Annotated in this window: 20 protein-coding genes; 16 read left to right on the top strand and 4 right to left on the bottom strand. The window is 65.5% G+C overall.

All coding sequences use genetic code 11. The annotated features are described in order from the left end of the window. Positions 1 to 63: 63 nt before the first annotated feature. Entirely contained in the window at positions 64 to 621 is a 558-nt protein-coding gene (locus AAFG50_RS24080) for an RDD family protein (protein WP_028171628.1), read from the bottom strand. Between the two features lie 328 nt (positions 622 to 949). After that, positions 950 to 2011 carry a porphobilinogen synthase gene (hemB, locus tag AAFG50_RS24075; protein WP_028171629.1) on the bottom strand — a complete coding sequence of 354 codons (1062 nt, stop codon included), beginning with the start codon at positions 2009 to 2011 and terminating at the stop codon, positions 950 to 952. 123 nt (positions 2012 to 2134) lie between these two features. Between hemB and AAFG50_RS24070 the strand changes: the two genes are divergently transcribed. The 12 genes from AAFG50_RS24070 to AAFG50_RS24015 all read left to right on the top strand — a co-directional run bounded on the left by AAFG50_RS24070 (position 2135) and on the right by AAFG50_RS24015 (position 12849). Next, the gene (locus tag AAFG50_RS24070; RefSeq protein ID WP_028171630.1) at positions 2135 to 2626 is read left to right on the top strand and encodes a DUF6163 family protein; all 492 of its coding nucleotides are present in this window, start codon (positions 2135 to 2137) and stop codon (positions 2624 to 2626) included. Between the two features lie 479 nt (positions 2627 to 3105). After that, positions 3106 to 3624: a MarR family winged helix-turn-helix transcriptional regulator gene (locus AAFG50_RS24065; RefSeq protein WP_011087797.1), complete on the top strand. Its 519-nt coding sequence runs from the start codon at positions 3106 to 3108 to the stop codon at positions 3622 to 3624. A 194-nt stretch (positions 3625 to 3818) separates the two neighbouring features. Then, positions 3819 to 4055 (top strand): hypothetical protein, encoded by a 237-nt coding sequence (locus tag AAFG50_RS24060; protein WP_028171631.1) that lies wholly within the window; start codon positions 3819 to 3821, stop codon positions 4053 to 4055. Between the two features lie 37 nt (positions 4056 to 4092). After that, the gene (locus AAFG50_RS24055; protein ID WP_011087795.1) at positions 4093 to 4314 is read left to right on the top strand and encodes a hypothetical protein; all 222 of its coding nucleotides are present in this window, start codon (positions 4093 to 4095) and stop codon (positions 4312 to 4314) included. A 266-nt stretch (positions 4315 to 4580) separates the two neighbouring features. Further along, entirely contained in the window at positions 4581 to 5879 is a 1299-nt protein-coding gene (gene glyA, locus AAFG50_RS24050) for a serine hydroxymethyltransferase (RefSeq protein ID WP_028171632.1), read from the top strand. 15 nt (positions 5880 to 5894) lie between these two features. Next, a complete protein-coding gene (gene nrdR, locus AAFG50_RS24045; protein WP_011087793.1) occupies positions 5895 to 6377 on the top strand; it encodes a transcriptional regulator NrdR in 483 nt (160 codons plus the stop codon). Beyond that, complete coding sequence (ribD, locus tag AAFG50_RS24040; RefSeq protein ID WP_028171633.1) at positions 6374 to 7522, top strand: bifunctional diaminohydroxyphosphoribosylaminopyrimidine deaminase/5-amino-6-(5-phosphoribosylamino)uracil reductase RibD; 1149 nt, start codon at positions 6374 to 6376, stop codon at positions 7520 to 7522. The genes nrdR and ribD overlap by 4 nt, the downstream gene beginning before the upstream one ends. Position 7523: 1 nt before the next feature. Then, positions 7524 to 8132 (top strand): riboflavin synthase, encoded by a 609-nt coding sequence (locus AAFG50_RS24035; RefSeq protein WP_028171634.1) that lies wholly within the window; start codon positions 7524 to 7526, stop codon positions 8130 to 8132. 152 nt (positions 8133 to 8284) lie between these two features. Next, a complete protein-coding gene (gene ribH, locus AAFG50_RS24030; protein WP_011087790.1) occupies positions 8285 to 8776 on the top strand; it encodes a 6,7-dimethyl-8-ribityllumazine synthase in 492 nt (163 codons plus the stop codon). Positions 8777 to 8779: 3 nt separating this feature from the next. Beyond that, the gene (nusB, locus tag AAFG50_RS24025) at positions 8780 to 9277 is read left to right on the top strand and encodes a transcription antitermination factor NusB (protein WP_011087789.1); all 498 of its coding nucleotides are present in this window, start codon (positions 8780 to 8782) and stop codon (positions 9275 to 9277) included. A gap of 157 nt (positions 9278 to 9434) precedes the next feature. Beyond that, positions 9435 to 10433, top strand: a complete 999-nt coding sequence (gene thiL / locus AAFG50_RS24020; RefSeq protein WP_028171635.1) for a thiamine-phosphate kinase — start codon at positions 9435 to 9437, stop codon at positions 10431 to 10433. A gap of 295 nt (positions 10434 to 10728) precedes the next feature. After that, a complete protein-coding gene (locus tag AAFG50_RS24015) occupies positions 10729 to 12849 on the top strand; it encodes a sodium-translocating pyrophosphatase (RefSeq protein WP_028171636.1) in 2121 nt (706 codons plus the stop codon). Positions 12850 to 13125: 276 nt separating this feature from the next. On the opposite strand, the gene AAFG50_RS24010 is transcribed toward AAFG50_RS24015, so the two are convergent. Continuing rightward, positions 13126 to 14127 carry a tripartite tricarboxylate transporter substrate binding protein gene (locus AAFG50_RS24010; RefSeq protein ID WP_011087786.1) on the bottom strand — a complete coding sequence of 334 codons (1002 nt, stop codon included), beginning with the start codon at positions 14125 to 14127 and terminating at the stop codon, positions 13126 to 13128. Positions 14128 to 14244: 117 nt separating this feature from the next. Further along, positions 14245 to 14730, bottom strand: a complete 486-nt coding sequence (gene bamE / locus AAFG50_RS24005) for an outer membrane protein assembly factor BamE (RefSeq protein WP_028171637.1) — start codon at positions 14728 to 14730, stop codon at positions 14245 to 14247. Between the two features lie 98 nt (positions 14731 to 14828). On the opposite strand from bamE, the gene AAFG50_RS24000 reads away from it, so the two are divergent. The 4 genes from AAFG50_RS24000 (at position 14829) to AAFG50_RS23985 (ending at position 18277) form a co-directional block, all read left to right on the top strand. Next, positions 14829 to 15380, top strand: coding sequence for a ubiquinol-cytochrome C chaperone family protein (locus AAFG50_RS24000; RefSeq protein WP_028171638.1), 552 nt, complete (start codon positions 14829 to 14831; stop codon positions 15378 to 15380). Beyond that, complete coding sequence (locus AAFG50_RS23995) at positions 15377 to 15940, top strand: DUF177 domain-containing protein (RefSeq protein WP_028171639.1); 564 nt, start codon at positions 15377 to 15379, stop codon at positions 15938 to 15940. The genes AAFG50_RS24000 and AAFG50_RS23995 overlap by 4 nt, the downstream gene beginning before the upstream one ends. A gap of 298 nt (positions 15941 to 16238) precedes the next feature. Continuing rightward, on the top strand, positions 16239 to 17300 hold the full coding sequence (gene plsX / locus AAFG50_RS23990) for a phosphate acyltransferase PlsX (protein ID WP_011087782.1): 1062 nt from the start codon (positions 16239 to 16241) through the stop codon (positions 17298 to 17300). After that, entirely contained in the window at positions 17297 to 18277 is a 981-nt protein-coding gene (locus AAFG50_RS23985; RefSeq protein ID WP_028171640.1) for a beta-ketoacyl-ACP synthase III, read from the top strand. The genes plsX and AAFG50_RS23985 overlap by 4 nt, the downstream gene beginning before the upstream one ends. Positions 18278 to 18303: the final 26 nt, after the last annotated feature.

The raw sequence follows: 18303 nt of genomic DNA, 5'->3' as shown, positions 1-18303 counted from the left end.
CAATTGGTCTGCTCGGCAGGTCAGATCAGTCAGCTTAGCCGGTCCTGGTTGATAGGTTCTTGATCAGTAGGTTCTGGCGCCCTGGGGCAGGGGTGCGCGGACCGAGTTGTTGATCACGACCGTTCCGAGCACGAAGTCATGCAAAAGGCGCCGCCGGCCGTTGAACAGGCCGACCAGGACCACGAAGGGCGACAGGAACGAAACCGTCACCCAGAACAATACGGCATGGGTGGCGCCGAGCACGAAATAGCCAGGAGCGCCGTACCAGGTGCGCAACTCCAGGTCCATCACCCGCATGCCGATCGTCGCCGACGACGGACCGCCGATGCAGGCGCCGTAATAGACGATGGCCCAGATCACGGACGCCGGCCAGGCCAGCCAGAACAGCGCCCAGCCGATACCGAGCGTGACCACGCCGAACAAGGCGATGAAGAGGTAGCCGAGGATGACCGGCACCGCGATCACGACCATGTCGATCAGGAAGGCGAACACCCGCCGCGTCGCGACGCCGCGGAACAGTTCCGGGTGCAGATATGGATCGTAAGCGTGCGGTTGCACCCCGCCGTCATTGCGCCAGGCGCCTGCCTGGGGTCCTGAATTGCCCGAGTCCGAATACGACATGGTCCATCCTCCAGATGGGAAACTTCCGTGGCAGGACATGGGAACAGGCCGTCCGCGTGCCAAGGGCGTCGGGATTAACAAGCCGAAATATTCCGGCGATTCGGGGGCGAGGGGGCGGGAGGGACGAGCTGCAACCGCGAACCCAAGCGTCGTCCTGGCGAAAGCCAGGAGCCATTACCCCAGGGAGGAGTTTGGCGAAGACCAGAAGTTTGATTCCTTCGCTGGTACGAATACCGCCCGCCATCGATGGATCACGCGGTATGGGTCCTGGCTTTCGCCAGGACGACGACGGAGGCGAGGTCCCGGCCATCGCCAGGACGACATGACCTTACCCCTGCGCCCGCAGCTTCTCCGCCGCCTTCGGGGCAAAGTAGCTCAGCACGCCATCCGCGCCGGCGCGCTTGAAGGCGAGCAGGCTCTCCATCATCGCGCGGTCGCCGTCGAGCCAGCCGTTGCCCGCGGCCGCCGCGATCATCGCGTACTCACCGGACACCTGGTAGGCGAAGGTCGGCATCGCAAAGGTGTCCTTCACGCGGCGGACCACGTCGAGATAGGGCATGCCCGGCTTCACCATCACCATGTCGGCGCCCTCGGAGATGTCGAGCTCGACCTCGCGCAGCGCCTCGTCGGTGTTGGCGCTGTCCATCTGGTAGGTGCGCTTGTCGCCGGTCAGCGTCTTGGCCGAGCCGATGGCGTCCCGGAACGGGCCGTAGAAGGCGGAGGCGTATTTGGCCGCATAGGCCATGATCTGCACGTCGATGAGCCCTGCCTGGTCCAGTCCCTCGCGGATCGCGGCGACGCGGCCGTCCATCATGTCGGAGGGCGCGATGATGTCGCAGCCGGCTTCGGCCTGCACCAGGGCCTGGCGCACCAGCACGGCGACCGTCTCGTCGTTCAGGATCGCGCCGTCCGCGATCAGGCCGTCATGGCCGTGGCTGGTGAAGGGATCGAGCGCGACGTCGCAGAGGACGCCGATCTCCGGAAATTCCTTCTTGATCGCGCGTACCGCCTGGCAGACCAGATTATTCGGGTTGCAGGCCTCCGAGCCTTCCTCGTCGCGCAGGGACGGGTCGGTGTAGGGAAACAGCGCGATGCAGGGGATCGTGAGCTTCATCGCGCGCTCGGCCTCGCGCACGGCCTGGTCGACGCTGAGGCGCTCGACGCCCGGCATCGAGGCGATCTGCTCGCGCTTGTTGTTGCCGTCGATCAGGAACAGCGGCCAGATCAGATCGTCGGTGGTGAGCACGTTCTCGCGCACCATCCGCCGGGCCCACTCGGCCTTGCGGTTCCGGCGCGGACGGATGGCCAGATCGAGGGCAGGGGAGGCGGCTGCGCCATCCCGGCGCGAAACCTCGCGCAATTCGATCGGACGCCCGTATTTGATCGCCATCACTCTTCCTCCGGCTAGAATTATTCTTATACCAGCTCGCATGGTTCCCGTCACCGCGGCTTGACCTGCCGCAAGGGATGGCAGCCGATTGATTTTGCGGGGCGAAACAGCCAGAAGGGAGCCATGTCCGAGATCTCCACCCGCGATGCGGCCCGCGACAGCGCCAACGCCAGGGACGCCGCCAGAGACAATGCAATGTCGGTGGCGGCGATCTCCTCGGAGCGCCCGGAGTCCGACGACAATGTCTGGACGCGCCGGCTCGTGCTGTTCCTGCGGGTGATGGCGGTGCTCTCGATCCTCAAGGGCCTCTATCACTGGGCGCAGGTGACCGGCTTCGTCGGCGGCGAGGACGAAGCGTTCGAGAACCAGTCGATGGCCTGGCAGGCCGCGACCGTCTACTTCGCCGTGATCGAGCTCGTCGCCGCCGTCGGGCTGTGGCTCGCAACGCCCTGGGGCGCGGTGGTGTGGCTGACGACCGTGGTGTCGATGGCGGTGATCGAGCTGATGTTCCCGGGAATCTACGGCGGCAGCCTGGTCGTGGTCGGCGTCGAGGTCTTCATGCTCGCCGCTTATCTGGCGCTCGCCTGGATGGCCGCGCGCGAACGGCCGCCGTAGGGCGGATGCAGGACTCTTGTAGGATGGGTAGAGCGCAGCGAAAGCCATCACCGACGTGCGCCCGCATCGATGGGTTTCGCTTCGCTCTACCCATCCAACGATCTGTTCAGCTCCGGGACACGAGAGCAGAGTTCGGCGCTTGGTTGACCGCTGGTTGCCTAAAATTCGAAGTAAGTTTTCGCTAACCTAGCCTGGTCCGCCACAGCTCTTACGCGCGCGTTTCGAAACGGGGCGGGGCTGTTCTGGAATGCGACAACCGGGGCGGACGGAGGGTGAACAGGACCTTGCGAGGGTCAACAGAGGGTTGCGAAAAGCCCTTGTGGCACAGGCTTAATCCGCAATTCACTGTCTTAAATTCATGATCTCTTTATTCTCTTATTTAAGCCGATCTTCAAACGAGCCCCTTAAGTTGCACCTATCAGACGGGACACAAGTTTCGTCGAATAAGTGTCGATAAAAACGACAACAGGGGAAGTGTCATGATGAAAGCCGTCGCAACTGCGGCAGATACCGCAGAGCGCGTCTCCGGCCAGCAGGGTTCGGTGCAGTCGCTCTATCTGGAAGCTTTGACTCTGGTGGAGCGGCTGCATCGCCGGCTCCTCGACGTCATCAAGGACGAGTTCGATCGCCGCGGTCGCGCCGACATCAACTCGGTGCAGGCGCTCCTGCTCTACAACATCGGCGACAAGGAGCTGACCGCGGGCGAGCTGCGCACGCGCGGCTACTATCTCGGCTCCAACGTCTCCTACAATCTGAAGAAGCTCGTCGAGCTCGGCTTCCTCGATCACCAGCGCTCGCGCGTCGATCGCCGCTCGGTGCGCATCCGCCTGACGCCGCAGGGCCAGGAAGTCCGCCGTATCGTCGACTCGCTCTACCAGAAGCACGTCAAGACGGTCGAGCAGGTCGGCGGTATCTCGGGCGAGGAATTCTCGACCCTCAACAAGTCGCTGCACCGTCTCGAGCGGTTCTGGACTGATCAGATTCTCTATCGGCTCTGAGTTTCCAAGGGATGGCCAAGCCGGCCCGCAACAAGACCGGCAAGCCTCCCGAACGTGCCTGACTTCCCCAAGCGCACCGGCCCGGTTTCTCCCGGACCGGTGCGTTTTGTCATTTTGCAGCTGCGAGAAAATTCGCCGATCGGGTGGAACCGGAGCCCGGTATCGCCGTTAGTTCTCTGGATTCGGAGGATGCGATGCTGGTCGGGCGCGGGCTGCAGGTCATGAACGTCCAACTCGTGAGTGATGCCTATGCCATCGCCGCGAATTACCTCCGCCGCTCCGGTGCGATTCCCGACACGCTCGTCACCAACGAACACCTGCTCGAGATCATCATCAAGCTGCTCCAGCACGGCGAATTCAACAAGATCAGGCTCGCCAACAAGGCGATCGCCAGATTCGAGACGCAGTCCGAGGCCCGCGCGGTTGCCTGATCAAAACTCCCGACATTCCAGAGAACCAGAGGGTGCCATGGACGCTGCCATCGACCGCATCATGCAGACTTATGACCTGCTCGCCAATCGCACGGCGGCGGCCAGCGAGGAGGCACGCGCCAAGGTGACGAACTACCTCAACACGCTGATTGAAGCGGGTGAGAAGGACCCGCACAGGTTGACGGTCTGTGGCCTGACCTATCTGCGCCAGCTCGACGGCAGCGTGGACCCCGTGAAGGCCGGGTATACGGGGCTCTAAGGGGGAGGGGCGGCTCTCATCGGCCGGCAGGACTTTAAGGTCCAAAACGGCCCCTTCAGGCATCATCGGAACGGGGCGGTTCCAGCGAACCGCTCCAGCGTCCGGATCCTTCAATCCCCACCATATCTTGCATAAATATCAGGCCCGACCCGCAACTACTTGGCCGGGGGCGGGCGATGTGGTAGATCGCGCTCGCCGCTTCCGATCGCCACACCAGACCCGCCCGTAGCCCGCCAAAAGGCTGCGGCGGTGGAGATATTCGCAAGATGACCTCAGCCAGAACCGCCTCCGCACCCGATTCGTTTTTCACCGCCTCGCTCGACCAGGCCGACCCGGAAATCGCAGCCGCCATCAAGGGCGAGCTCGGCCGGCAGCGCCATGAGGTCGAGCTGATCGCCTCCGAGAACATCGTCAGCCGTGCCGTGCTGGAAGCGCAGGGTTCGGTGATGACCAACAAATATGCGGAAGGTTATCCGGGCGCGCGTTACTATGGCGGTTGCGAGTGGGTCGACGTCGCCGAGAACCTCGCGATCGACCGCGCCAAGAAGCTGTTTGGCGCTGGCTTCGCCAACGTCCAGCCGAACTCCGGCAGCCAGATGAACCAGGCGGTGTTCCTGGCGCTGCTCCAGCCCGGCGACACCTTCATGGGCCTCGACCTCGCGGCCGGCGGCCATCTCACCCATGGCTCGCCCGTCAACATGAGCGGCAAGTGGTTCAAGGCCGCGCACTATACCGTGCGCCGCGAGGACCAGATCATCGACATGGACGCGGTCCAGAAGCAGGCCGAGGAGGTCAAGCCGAAGCTGATCGTGGCCGGCGGCTCGGCCTATTCGCGCGCCTGGGACTTCAAGCGCTTCCGCGAGATCGCGGACAGCGTCGGCGCGTATCTGCTGGTCGACATGGCGCACTTCGCCGGCCTCGTCGCCGGCGGCGTGCATGCCTCGCCGGTGCCGTATGCGCACGTCACCACCACGACGACGCACAAGTCGCTGCGCGGTCCGCGCGGCGGTCTGATCCTCTCTAACGACGAGACACTCGCCAAGAAGCTCAACTCGGCGATCTTCCCGGGCCTGCAGGGCGGCCCCCTGATGCATGTGATCGCGGCGAAGGCGGTCGCCTTCGGCGAGGCGCTGCGTCCGGACTTCAAGGTCTATGCGAAGAACGTCGTCGAGAACGCCAAAGCGCTGGCCGAGGCGATGAAGAGCCACGGGTTCGATATTGTGTCCGGCGGTACCGACAACCATCTGATGCTGGTCGACCTCAGGCCGAAGGGCCTGAAGGGCAACGTCTCGGAGAAGGCGCTGGTCCGCGCGGCCATCACCTGCAACAAGAACGGCATTCCCTTCGACCCCGAAAAGCCCTTCGTGACCTCGGGTCTGCGTCTCGGCACCCCGGCGGCGACGACCCGCGGTTTCGGCGTCGCTGAATTCCAGCAGGTCGGCGGCATGATCGCCGAGGTTCTCAACGCGATCGCGCAGTCCGACGACGGCAAGGCGCCGCTGGTGGAAGCCGCGATCAAGGAACGGGTCAAGGCGCTCACCGATCGGTTCCCGATCTATCAGTAAGGCTAGGCCAAGCGGATGCGCTGCCCGAACTGCAACAGTCTCGATACGCAGGTAAAGGACTCGCGTCCGACCGAGGACTCGTCCGTGATCCGCAGGCGGCGCGTGTGCGTCGCCTGCAATTTCCGCTTCACCACCTTCGAGCGCGTGCAGCTGCGCGAGCTCACGGTGATCAAGCGCAACGGCCGCCGTGTGCCGTTCGACCGCGACAAGCTGATGCGCTCGGTGCAGATCTCGCTTCGCAAGCGGCAGGTCGAGCCGGAGCGGGTGGAGAAGATGGTCTCCACCATCGTGCGCGAGCTCGAGACCGGGGGCGAAGCCGAGATCTCCTCCGAGGTGATCGGCGAGACCGTGATGGAGCATCTGCGCACGCTCGACGACGTCGCCTATGTGCGCTTCGCCTCGGTCTACCGCAATTTCCGTGAGGCCAAGGATTTCGCCGACGTGCTCGGCGAGCTCTCCGGTGAGGAGGAAGCGCGGCTCGCCGCGATCCGCAAATGATCTTCCGCATCCTGGAGGATCAGTTCGCGCAGAAGATCCGCGAATCCAAGGACGCCGATCGCCGCTTCATGCAGCTTGCGCTGGCGCTCGGCCGGCGCGGGCAGGGACGGACTTGGCCCAATCCGGCCGTCGGCGCCGTCATCGTGAAAGACGGCGTCATCGTCGGCCGCGGCTGGACGCAGCCCGGCGGACGTCCGCATGGGGAGCCCGAGGCCTTGCGGCGTGCTGGTGAGGCGGCGCGCGGGGCCACGCTCTACGTCACGCTGGAGCCGTGCTCGCATTTCGGTAAATCGCCGCCTTGCGCCGATGCGGTGATTGCGGCCGGCATCAAGCGCGTGGTGGCGGCGATCGAGGATCCCAATCCTGAAGTCGCAGGCCAGGGCCATGCCCGTCTGCGTGCTGCCGGCATCACCGTGGACGTGGGTCTCTGCGCGGCGGAGGCTGCGTTCGACCACGCCGGGCATTTCCGCCGCATCCGCGACAGGCGCCCACATGCGATCCTGAAGCTCGCAGTCTCGCCCGACGGCAAGATCGGCGCCGCCGGCGGCAAGCCGGTCGCGATCACGGGCGAAGCTGTGCGCAATCGCGTCCATCTGCTCCGCGCGCAGAGCGATGCCATCCTGGTCGGCATCGGCACGGTGCTGGCGGATGATCCGCTTCTCACCTGCCGCCTGCCGGGCATGGCGGCGCGTTCGCCGGTGCGCGTTGTGCTCGACCAGAGCCTGCGCATGTCCGCGGCGAGCCAGCTCGTGCGCTCCGCGCGCGAGACGCCGCTGTGGGTGGTGGGCTCTGAACTTGCCGAGGCTGCGGCCGCCACGCGGCTTGGAGCAGCCGGCGCGCAGATCATCCGCGTACCGCCGGGAAACGCCTCCGGGCTCGATCTGCCGGCAGTGCTGCATGTGCTGGCCGAGAAGGGCATTTCGCGGTTGATGGTCGAGGGCGGCAGCCGCGTTGCGGCTTCGTTCGTGGCGGCCGATCTCGTCGACGAGATCTGGCTGTTCCGCGGCGCGGAAGAGGTCGGCAGCAGCGGCGTCGATGCGCTCGATGCATTGCCCCTGTCGAAAATCACGCAGTCGCAGGCCTACAAGGTTCATGCTAGCGAGACATTCGACAAGGATACTCTCACCATCTACGAGCGCGCCTAACATGTTCACCGGCATTGTCACCGATCTCGGCGAGATCGTCAGCTTCACGCCAACGGCGCAGGGCCAGTTGCACCGGCTGCGCATCGCCTGCAGCTATGATCAGACCACCATTGCCGATGGCGCCTCGATCGCCTGCAATGGCGTCTGCCTGACGGTCGTCGCTTCAGGTGTCGCGGGCGGCAAGACCTGGTTCGACGTCGACGCGGCCGCCGAGACGCTGGCGCTCACGACGGCAAAGCACTGGAGGGTGGGCACCAGGCTCAACCTCGAACGCGCGCTCAAGATCGGCGATGAGCTCGGCGGCCATATCGTCGCCGGTCACGCCGACGGGATCGCGACCATCGTCAGCCGCGAGGACCTGCCCGACATGGCGCGGTTCGTGCTCTCCACGACGCGCGAGCTGGCGCGGTTCATCGCCACCAAGGGATCGATTACGCTCGACGGCGTCTCGCTGACAGTCAATACGGTTGCGGACGTGACCTTTTCGGTGCTGATTATCCCGCACACGCTGACCGTCACGACGATCGGCGGCTGGAAGGCGGGGGCCGAGGTCAATATCGAGGTCGACCTGATGGCCCGCTACGCGGCGCGGCTGACGGAAATGAAGTGACGGCAAAGCCGTCATTCCGGGGCGGTCCGTAGGACCGAACCCGGAATCTCGAGATTCCGGGTTCGCTTCGCGCCCCGGAATGACAGTTTAAAACTTGGCTTACATGCGTTCGGCGACTACATAGCGCCGACCCCTGTGAAACGGATTGAACGATGGCAGACGCGCGGCGCGCACCCTTGAAGGACCAGACCGACATTTCCGGCGCGCGTGCGCTGATTGTCGAGGCGCGGTTCTATGACGATCTCCAGGATGCGCTACTGGACGGCGCAGTGGCCGAGCTGAAGGCCGCCGGCCTGACGCATGACGTCATCACGGTTCCCGGTGCGCTGGAGATCCCGGCGGCGGTGGCCATTGCGGTCGATGCCGCGGCGGCCAACGGCAAGCCCTACGATGCGGTGATCGCGCTCGGCTGCGTGATCCGCGGCGACACCATCCATTTCGAGATCGTCTCGCAGGAATCCTCCCGAGCGCTGATGGACCTTGCGGTTTCGCGAAAGCTCCCGCTCGGCAACGGCATTCTCACCGTCAACACCGAGGCGCAGGCCTGGGCGCGGGCGCGCGCCAGCGAGCTCAACAAGGGCGGCGATGCCGCGCGCGCTGCGCTTGCGATGCTGCGCATCAAGCGCCGCCTGGCGCGGGCCTGAGCCATGGCCGACAACAACAAGAAGCCGGCGGGGCTTACGGAGAAGAAGGCGAACCGGCGCGGTGCGGCGCGGCTCGCGGCCGTCCAGGCGCTGTACCAGATGGATATCGCCGGCGCCGGCATCAACGACATCTTCGCCGAGTTCGAGAGCCACTGGCTCGGCAACGAGGTCGAGGGCGACACCTACCTGCCGGCCGAAGCCGCGTTCTTCCGCGACGTCGTCTCCGGCGTCGTGCGCGACCAGAAGAAGCTCGACCCCCTGATCGACGAGGCGCTGTCGAAGGGCTGGCCATTGAAGCGGATCGAGGCGATCCTGCGCGCGGTGCTGCGGGCCGGGGCCTATGAGCTCCAGCATCGCAAGGACGTGCCGGGCCGCGTCGTGGTCTCCGAATATGTCGACGTTGCCAATGCCTTCGTCGATCGCGAGGAGACCGGCATGGTGAATGCGGTGCTCGACCAGATCGGCCGTCAGTTTCGCGGTGACGAGTTCGGGCGAGGGTAAACACAGATTCCGCTGTCATCCCCCGCCTTGTGCGCAGTTGCGCACTGGGGCGGGTGATCCAGTACGCCGCGGCAGCGGTTATTGAAATCGGGCGTCTCGGCGTACTGGATCGCCCGGTCAAGCCGGGCGATGACAGTGGAGTTTGGGGCTAGCGCCGATGACCAACGCACCGGAAAACTCCGCCGAAGACTCCCTCATCGCGCGCTATTTCAAGCCGCTGGCGACCGATCCCGGTGCGTTCGGGCTGGTCGACGATGCCGCGGTCCTGTCCTCGTCCGGCGACGACATCGTCGTCACCACCGATGCCGTGATCGAGGGTGTGCACTATCTTGCCACCGACCCACCCGACACCATCGCGCGCAAGGCGCTGCGGGTGAACCTGTCCGATCTCGCCGCCAAGGGCGCCGTGCCGGCCGGCTTCGTGCTGACGCTGGCGCTGCGGAGCAAGGAGGACGCCTGGCTCGGGCCGTTCGCGGATGCGCTGGGCGAGGATGCGAAAACCTTCGCGTGCCCGCTGCTCGGCGGCGACACGGTGTCGACGCCGGGGCCGCAAATGATCTCGATCACCGCCTTCGGCCGTGTGCCGCGGGGTCGGATGGTCGGCCGCACCGGGGCGCGGCCAGGCGACCGTATCCTGGTGACAGGCACGATCGGCGATGCCGCGCTCGGACTTGACGTGCTCACGGGCGGCGCTGCGGCTGCGGCGCTGGCGTCCGATCCTGCCGCAAGGGAAGCTCTGGTTTCGCGCTATCGCATTCCGCAGCCACGCAACATGCTGGCGCGCGCGGTGAGGGACCATGCGTCGGCTGCGATGGACGTCTCCGACGGGCTCGCCGGCGACCTGATAAAACTCTGCGCGGCGTCGGGCGTCTCGGCCTCTGTGGACGTGGCGAACGTGCCGCTCTCGGCCGCCGCGGCGGGCCTGATCGTGCGCAACGCCGTTTGCGTCGAGACGCTGCTTGCCGGGGGCGACGATTACGAGGTGCTGTGCACGGTGCCGCCGGCGCAAAGCGATGCGCTGATTGCCGCGGGGCGGGCCGCTGGCGTTGCGGTCACGGCGATCGGCACGATTGTCGCAGGGAGCGCACGGCCGCGCTTCCTGGACGGGCAGGGCCAGGAACTGGCTTTGAAGCGGCTGTCCTACAGCCACTTCTAGGAATTGCTCCAAATCGCGGCGTCCGGGCGATGGGCTCAGGACTTGGAGCTCAGGACTTGGAGCTCAGGACTTGGAGCTCAGGACTTGCTCAGGACTTGGCCTAAATACTTGCCGAGATCGGCTTTTTCGGCCGCTTCCGGCGTTGCACCATCAAGTTGATTTTGGCAAGCTCGCGACCGACTGAGGCCGCCCCTTCGGGAAAGGGGGCGGCCTTGTTCGAAATCAAGGCGCCGCACCGCACGACGGACAATAAAAGGCGCCGGGGACACATCAAGGATCTGAGGCAAAAAATCACATGACAGCATTATGGTTGATAGTGCTCTGCGGAGTGCTTTCCGTCGTCTACGCGATTTGGGCGACGTCTTCGGTGTTGAGCGCGGATGCGGGGTCGCCGCGCATGCAGGAGATCGCAGCTGCGGTGCGCGAAGGCGCACAGGCCTATCTGCGGCGCCAGTACACCACGATCGGTATCGTCGGCATCGTCATCTTCGTGCTGCTTGTCTATTTCCTCGGGCTCTATGTCGCGATCGGATTTGCCATCGGTGCCATCCTGTCGGGGGCGGCCGGCTTCATCGGCATGAACGTCTCGGTTCGCGCCAATGTGCGCACCGCCCAGGCGGCGACCACGTCGCTCGCCGGCGGCCTCGAGCTCGCCTTCAAGGCGGGCGCGATCACCGGCATGCTGGTGGCGGGTCTCGCGCTGCTCGGCGTGACCCTCTATTTCGGCTTCCTGGTCTATTCGCTGAAGCTCGCGCCTGACAGCCGCGTCGTCGTCGACGCCATGGTGGCGCTTGGCTTCGGCGCCTCGCTGATCTCGATCTTCGCCCGTCTCGGCGGCGGCATCTTCACCAAGGGTGCGGACGTCGGCGGCGACCTCGTCGGCAAGGTCGAGGCCGGCATTCCCGAGGACGATCCGCGCAACCCGGCGACCATTGCCGACAACGTCGGCGACAACGTGGGCGACTGCGCCGGCATGGCCGCCGACCTGTTCGAGACCTATGCGGTGACCGCGGTCGCCACCATGGTGCTCGCGGCGATCTTCTTCGCCAAGACGCCGATCCTCATGAGCATGATGACGCTGCCGCTCGCCATTGGCGGCATCTGCATCATCACCTCGATCATCGGCACCTTCTTCGTCAAGCTCGGGCCGAGCCAGTCGATCATGGGCGCGCTCTACAAGGGCCTGATCGCAACCGGCGTGCTGTCGCTGATCGGCATTGCCGTGGTGATCTACACGCTGATCGGCTTCGGCAAGCTCGATGGTGTCGATTATACCGGCATGTCGCTGTTTGAATGCGGCGTCGTCGGCCTGATCGTCACCGCGCTGATCATCTGGATCACCGAATACTACACCGGCACCGACTATCGTCCGGTGAAGTCGATTGCGGCTGCGTCGGTGACCGGCCACGGCACCAACGTGATCCAGGGCCTTGCGATCTCGATGGAGGCGACCGCGCTGCCCGCGATCGTCATCATCGCCGGCATCCTCGTCACCTACAGCCTTGCCGGCCTGTTCGGCATCGCGATCGCGACGGCCACCATGCTGGCGCTGGCCGGCATGATCGTCGCGCTCGACGCCTTCGGTCCGGTGACGGACAACGCTGGCGGCATCGCCGAGATGGCGGGCCTGCCGAAGGAGGTGCGCAAGTCGACCGACGCGCTCGACGCCGTCGGCAACACCACCAAGGCGGTCACCAAGGGCTACGCGATCGGTTCGGCCGGTCTCGGCGCGCTCGTGCTGTTCGCGGCCTACAACCAGGACCTCAAGTTCTTCGTTGCGGACTCCGCGCATCACACCTACTTCGCCGGCGTCAATCCGGACTTCTCGCTGAACAATCCCTATGTGGTGGTGGGCCTCCTGTTCGGTGGTCTGCTGCCGTATCTGTTCGGCGCGATGGGCATGACGGCCGTGGGCCGCGCGGCGAGCGCGATCGTCGAGGAGGTGCGGCGTCAGTTCCGCGAGAAGCCCGGCATCATGCAGGGCACCGACAAGCCGGACTACGGCAAGGCGGTCGACCTGCTGACCAAGGCGGCGATCAAGGAGATGATCATCCCCTCGCTGCTGCCGGTGTTGTCGCCGATCGTCGTCTACTTCCTGATCTACGCGATCGCCGGAGGCGGTGCGACCGGCAAGTCGGCGGCGTTCTCGGCGGTCGGCGCGATGCTGCTCGGCGTGATCGTGACGGGCCTGTTCGTCGCGATCTCCATGACCTCCGGCGGCGGCGCCTGGGACAACGCCAAGAAGTACATCGAGGACGGTCACTACGGCGGCAAGGGCAGTGATGCCCACAAGTCAGCGGTGACCGGCGACACCGTCGGCGATCCCTACAAGGACACGGCGGGACCGGCGGTGAACCCGATGATCAAGATCACGAACATCGTGGCTTTGCTGCTGCTGGCGATCCTGGCGCACTGAACCTGTCGCGCGCTACAAACGACAAACCCGCGGTGCAAACCGCGGGTTTTTTGTTGTCCGCTTTACGGGGGACCGTCGCCATGAAGGTCGAGACGACCAAGTGTATCCGGTGCGGCTGCGACATGCTGATGGCCGACACGGTCTGTCCGACTTGCGGCAGGGTGCAAGCCGGTGGCCGGCAATCCGGTGCGCGTACAATGCTGGCGGTCGCGCTGGCGGCGGCCGTCCTCATCGCCTTCAACTGGTTCAAATCTCCTGCGCCGCAAGCGAGCCCGCCTACTGCACATCCATCTGCAAACCTTCCTTCTGGATGATGCCGGCGAACTTCTTCGTCTCGGCGTCCACGAAGTCGGCGAACTGCTGCGGCGTGCCGTAGTCGGCGCGGGCGCCCATGGCGGCGATGTTCTTCTTGATGTCGTCGCGCTCCAGCATCGCCTTCACCTGGAGATTGAGCGCTTCGAGCACCCCGGCGGGGACGCCTTTCGGCAGGAACACCGAGAACCACGACGAGACGTCGAAATTGGCCAGCTCCGGTGCGCTCTCGCGCATGGTCGGCAGGTTCGGCGCGAGGTCGCTGCGCTCGGCGGTCGTCACGCAGAGGCCGGTGAGCGTGCCGTTCTGGACCTGCGGCAGGCTCGGATAGAGGTTGTCGAACAGGATCTGGATGTCGCCGGCGAGCGCGGCCTGGAGCGCGGGCCCGGCGCCGCGGAACGGGATGTGCGTCATCTTCAGCCCGGTGAGCTGCAAGAACCAGGCGCCGGTGAGGTGAGGGCTCTGGCCGACGCCGGAGGAGGCATAGCTGAGCTTGTCCGGATTGGCCTTGAGATAGGCGATCAGCTCGGCGACCGACTTGATGCCGGTCTTCGGATGCGCCGACACGATGTTCGGGATCCGGATCATGTTGGAGACCGGCTGGAGCTGGTCCGGCTTGTAGGTGAGGTTCTTGAAGATGCTGTAGGCGATCGCGTTCGGCCCGGGGTTGCCAATCAGGATGGTGTGGCCGTCCGGCTTGGCGCGAACCACCTCGGCGGTGCCGATCGTGCCGCCGCCGCCGGAGCGGTTTTCCACGACGGCCGACTGGCCCCAGGCGGTTTGCAGATGGGCGGCCAGGAGCCGGCCCATGACATCAGTCGAGCCGCCGGCCGCAGCCGGCACGACGAGGCGGACGTTTTCGGTGGGTTTCCAGTCCGCCAGGCTCGATCGCGGCAGGATCGCTGCAGCCGACAGGCCGGCAGCGCCGGTGAGCACGCGGCGGCGGGACAACAAGGTTTTCGGCACGAATCCACTCCCAGCTTCTTGTTTTGCAGGGAGCGTATGGAACCCGGCGCGCGACGGCAAGTCGCACGCGCCGGTAAGTGCCGCGCGGAGGGCGGCACGACGCCGCAGGCTGAAGGCTCAGTTAAAGCTGAGCAGCTTGAACAGCGGCGTGAGGTAGCTCATCTCCTGGCCCGATGTCGGCGTGGTGCGGCTGATGAAGTCGAAGATCTTGCCGTCCTGGAGGCCGTAATTCGCCAGCCGGCGCACGCGCCGATTCTTGTCGAAATAGATCGCGATCACGCGTTGATCGACCACCCTCTGGTTCATGAAGGCGACCATCCGCTCCGAGCGCTGCGAGATGTAGTAGAAGACCTCGCCGTCGAGGGTCGCGACCGTGGAGGGCGTGCCCATCACGATCAGCACCTGGTCCTGGCTCGCGCCGATCGGAATCTGCTCCAGCGCGCCGGGCGGCAGGATGTAGCCCTTCTGGAACTGCTCGCCGGTGCAGCCCGCGAGCGCCACGCCGACCAAGGCCGCAGCGGCAGCCATGCGCAGGCCGCGCCAGCGTGCATGAAGGCCGCGCCGCGTGTCTGCGCGCGGGCTCGTCTGGTTCGTTATCGTCATAGCGGAACTGATTCCGTCCCCTTGCGTCGCGCGAGGCGCTGAAGTACCGGGCTGAGGCTCTGAATGCAATACGCGCGCGCCCGCTTGCGGAAACCACAATGCTTTGGCCGTTCAATCACTTCAGGAAACCCCGGCTAGCCCCGCCGGGCACCATTGAAGCCATCTATGGCATGATCGTGACGCAGGCGCGAGAACCCATATTTTACCGCGACTTGGGCGTGCCCGATACGGTTAACGGGCGTTTCGACCTGTTGCTGCTCCATCTCTGGCTGCTGCTGCGGCGCCTGCGCACGGTGCAGGGCGCCACGGAGCTGTCGCAGGCGCTGTTCGACCGCTTCTGCGAGGACATGGACGACAATCTGCGCGAGATGGGGGTGGGCGACCAGACCGTGCCGAAGCGGATGCGGGCCTTCGGCGAGGCCTTTTACGGCCGGGTGCAGGCCTACGATCATGCGGTCGAAGGCGGCGGTGGGGCGCTGGCGGCGGCGATCTGCAAGAATATCTTGAATGGGTCCGGCATGGACCAGGCGGAGCGGCTCGCGGCCTACACGCGGGCCACGGACGCCGATCTCGGCCGGACCGGCGAGGCCGCGCTGCTGCGCGCGGCCTTCAACTTTCCCCCGGCGCTTCCCGAGGATGTCACGCCATGAGCCGACCGAATACTGGACCCGATCCCTGGCGGTCCCCCGTCATCGTTGCGCAGATTCCCGACACCGGCCTGCACCGCGAGATCGAGGCGTCGGCCGCCGAACGGCAGGTCATGGCCGAGGTCGCGGGCGTGCGGGAGATCCTGTCCGCTAACGCCAGCTTCGACGTCGTGCCGAAAAGCGGCGGCCGGGTCCAGGTCACGGGCCACGTCCGCGCCCGGGTCGGCCAGACCTGCGTGGTCTCGCTCGATCCGATCGAGAACGAGATCGAGGAGGAGGTGGACCTGACGTTTGCCCCCGAGGCCGAGGCACGCCGCCTGTCCGACCTGATCGAGGAGGGCCAGGACGACGAGGAGCCACCGGAGGTCATCGACCCGCCGGAGGCCATCATCAATGGCATCATCGACCTCGGCCGGCTCGCCACCGATGCCCTGTTCCTGGCGATCGACCCCTATCCGCGCAAGCCGGGGGCTGTGTTCGAGGCGGAGGTCGTTGAGCTCGACCCGGCGGACCATCCCTTCGCAGCGCTGAAGGCGCTTCAGGACAAGAAGAAGGGCCAATAGCTGCCGATTCCCCGTAAGACCGCTCTGCCAGGCAGCGCGAGGCCTTTGCGGGAGTGGTTTGAAAACCTGATTTATCTATCTGATTTCCATATATTTCTTGCGAATCTTCTGGTTTGCCGCCGGATCGCCCCGAATGCAAAAGGCTGGGGGCAAGAGGTTGTTTCGGGATAACAAAACGCTATTGTCGCGCCCCGGTCCGGGCGCGGCGTGGCGCTTGGCCGCCGCCACGTCCGTGGCGAACCCATTTCGCGGCCCCCGCTCGTTGAAGACCGCACCAGACCAGGTTTCCAGGACTTTTATGCTAAGCAAGGTTCGCATCGCGCTTGACGCCATGGGAGGCGATGTCGGCCCCGCCGTGGTCATTCCAGGCGCCGCCATCTCGCTTCAGAGGCATAGCGCGACCGAATTCCTGCTGGTCGGCGACCGCGCCAGGATCGAGCCCGAGCTCGAGAAGCACCCCGCGCTCAAGGCTGCTTCCAGGATCGTCCATACCGACGTCGCCGTCAGTGGCTCGGACAAGCCGAGCCAGGCGCTGCGCCGTGGCCGCAGGACCTCCTCGATGTGGCTTGCCATCGATGCGGTGAAGAAGGGCGAGGCGGATGTTGCGGTCTCCGCGGGCAATACCGGCGCGCTGATGGCAATGTCGCGCTTCCACCTGCGCACGCTGCCGGGCATCGACCGCCCGGCGATCACGGGGATATGGCCGACCAAGCGCGGCGAGTCCGTCGTGCTCGACCTCGGCGCCACCATCGGCGGCGATGCGCACCACCTGGTGTCGCTGGCCGTCATGGGGGCGGCGATGGCAAGCGTCCTGTTCAACAAGCCGCGCCCCACGGTCGGCCTGCTCAACATCGGGGCCGAGGAGATCAAGGGGCACGAGGAGATCCGCGAAGCCAGTGAAATCCTGCGGGCGAGGAACCTGCCGGAACTCGACTATATCGGCTTCGTCGAGGGCGACGGCATCGGCAAGGGGCTGGCCGACGTGATCGTCGCCGAGGGTTTCAGCGGCAACATCGCGCTTAAGGCTGCCGAGGGAACCGCGCGGCAGATGGCGGAATTACTCCGCAACGAGATGCAGCGGAGCTGGCTGTCCAAGCTCGGCTATCTCTTTGCGCGCAGCGCCTTCCAGGCCCTGCGGGACAAGATGGACCCCAACAAGTCCAATGGCGGCGTGTTCCTGGGGCTCAACGGACTGGTGGTTAAAAGCCACGGCGGAACCAGCGCCGAAGGCTTTGCCTATGCGATCGATGTTGGCTATGAGATGGCTCACTACGATCTCCTGAACAAGATCAATCAGATGCTCAACCGCGAGGGTGGTGCACTCAATTCCGTGCAGGCCGCGCAGGAGGCTGTTTCGTGACCAAAATTCGTTCGGTCGTGCTGGGCTGCGGCTCTTACCTGCCGGAGCAGGTGGTGACCAACGCCCAATTGGCGGCGCGTATCGACACGTCCGACGAGTGGATCGTCCAGCGTACCGGCATTCGCGAGCGGCACATTGCGGCCGAGGGCGAGTTCACCTCGCACTTGGCGATCAAGGCCGCGCAGGCCGCGCTCACCGATGCCGGCGTGGACGCGCAGTCGATCGACCTGATCGTGCTGGCGACCTCGACGCCTGACAACACCTTCCCCGCGACGGCGGTCGCCGTGCAGCACGGGCTCGGCATCAACCACGGCGCGGCCTTCGACCTGCAGGCGGTGTGCTCGGGCTTCGTGTTCGCGCTCGCCACTGCCGACAATTTCCTGCGCACCGGCGCCTTCAAGCGCGCGCTGGTGATCGGCGCCGAGACCTTCTCGCGCATCCTCGACTGGAACGACCGCGGCACCTGCGTGCTGTTCGGCGACGGCGCCGGCGCGGTCGTGCTGGAGGCCCAGGAGCAGCCGGGCAGTGCCGCGACCGACCGCGGTGTCGTCACCACGCATCTGCGCTCCGACGGCCGCCACAAGGCAAAGCTGTTCGTCGACGGCGGCCCGTCCTCGACCCAGACCGTCGGCCGTCTGCGCATGGAGGGCCGCGAGGTCTTCAAGCACGCGGTCGGCATGATCACCGACGTGATCGTCGATGCCTTCGAGGCGACCGGGCTCAATGCCGACAGCATCGACTGGTTCGTGCCGCACCAGGCCAACAAGCGAATCATCGACGCCTCCGCGCACAAGCTGCACATCGCGCCGGAGAAGGTGGTGCTGACGGTGGACCGTCACGGCAACACGTCGGCGGCCTCGATCCCGCTGGCGCTGGCGGTGGCGCGCAAGGACGGCCGCATCAAGCGCGGCGACCTGATTCTGCTCGAGGCCATGGGCGGCGGCTTCACCTGGGGCTCGGCGCTGGTGCGCTGGTAGAGCCACAGTCGATAAAATTTTGCCGG

It is taken from the genome of Bradyrhizobium sp. B039 (assembly GCF_038965675.1).
Classification (GTDB): Bacteria; Pseudomonadota; Alphaproteobacteria; order Rhizobiales; family Xanthobacteraceae; genus Bradyrhizobium; species Bradyrhizobium diazoefficiens.
The sequence above is the reverse complement of the archived record's forward strand: the minus strand, read 5'-3'. Positions and strand labels throughout refer to the sequence as shown.

What these genes read in the sequence shown, in the direction of transcription:
- thiL (WP_028171635.1), top strand. Translation starts at nt 9,435, where the DNA reads ATGACCAACGCACCGGAAAACTCCGCCGAAGACTCCCTCATCGCGCGC.
- AAFG50_RS24070 (WP_028171630.1), top strand. Translation starts at nt 2,135, where the DNA reads ATGTCCGAGATCTCCACCCGCGATGCGGCCCGCGACAGCGCCAACGCC.
- AAFG50_RS24015 (WP_028171636.1), top strand. Translation starts at nt 10,729, where the DNA reads ATGACAGCATTATGGTTGATAGTGCTCTGCGGAGTGCTTTCCGTCGTC.
- AAFG50_RS24080 (WP_028171628.1), bottom strand. Translation starts at nt 621, where the DNA reads ATGTCGTATTCGGACTCGGGCAATTCAGGACCCCAGGCAGGCGCCTGG.
- ribD (WP_028171633.1), top strand. Translation starts at nt 6,374, where the DNA reads ATGATCTTCCGCATCCTGGAGGATCAGTTCGCGCAGAAGATCCGCGAA.
- AAFG50_RS24000 (WP_028171638.1), top strand. Translation starts at nt 14,829, where the DNA reads ATGCTTTGGCCGTTCAATCACTTCAGGAAACCCCGGCTAGCCCCGCCG.
- hemB (WP_028171629.1), bottom strand. Translation starts at nt 2,011, where the DNA reads ATGGCGATCAAATACGGGCGTCCGATCGAATTGCGCGAGGTTTCGCGC.
- ribH (WP_011087790.1), top strand. Translation starts at nt 8,285, where the DNA reads ATGGCAGACGCGCGGCGCGCACCCTTGAAGGACCAGACCGACATTTCC.
- AAFG50_RS24055 (WP_011087795.1), top strand. Translation starts at nt 4,093, where the DNA reads ATGGACGCTGCCATCGACCGCATCATGCAGACTTATGACCTGCTCGCC.
- bamE (WP_028171637.1), bottom strand. Translation starts at nt 14,730, where the DNA reads ATGACGATAACGAACCAGACGAGCCCGCGCGCAGACACGCGGCGCGGC.
- AAFG50_RS24065 (WP_011087797.1), top strand. Translation starts at nt 3,106, where the DNA reads ATGATGAAAGCCGTCGCAACTGCGGCAGATACCGCAGAGCGCGTCTCC.
- AAFG50_RS23995 (WP_028171639.1), top strand. Translation starts at nt 15,377, where the DNA reads ATGAGCCGACCGAATACTGGACCCGATCCCTGGCGGTCCCCCGTCATC.
- nrdR (WP_011087793.1), top strand. Translation starts at nt 5,895, where the DNA reads ATGCGCTGCCCGAACTGCAACAGTCTCGATACGCAGGTAAAGGACTCG.
- AAFG50_RS24060 (WP_028171631.1), top strand. Translation starts at nt 3,819, where the DNA reads ATGCTGGTCGGGCGCGGGCTGCAGGTCATGAACGTCCAACTCGTGAGT.
- AAFG50_RS24035 (WP_028171634.1), top strand. Translation starts at nt 7,524, where the DNA reads ATGTTCACCGGCATTGTCACCGATCTCGGCGAGATCGTCAGCTTCACG.
- glyA (WP_028171632.1), top strand. Translation starts at nt 4,581, where the DNA reads ATGACCTCAGCCAGAACCGCCTCCGCACCCGATTCGTTTTTCACCGCC.
- nusB (WP_011087789.1), top strand. Translation starts at nt 8,780, where the DNA reads ATGGCCGACAACAACAAGAAGCCGGCGGGGCTTACGGAGAAGAAGGCG.
- plsX (WP_011087782.1), top strand. Translation starts at nt 16,239, where the DNA reads ATGCTAAGCAAGGTTCGCATCGCGCTTGACGCCATGGGAGGCGATGTC.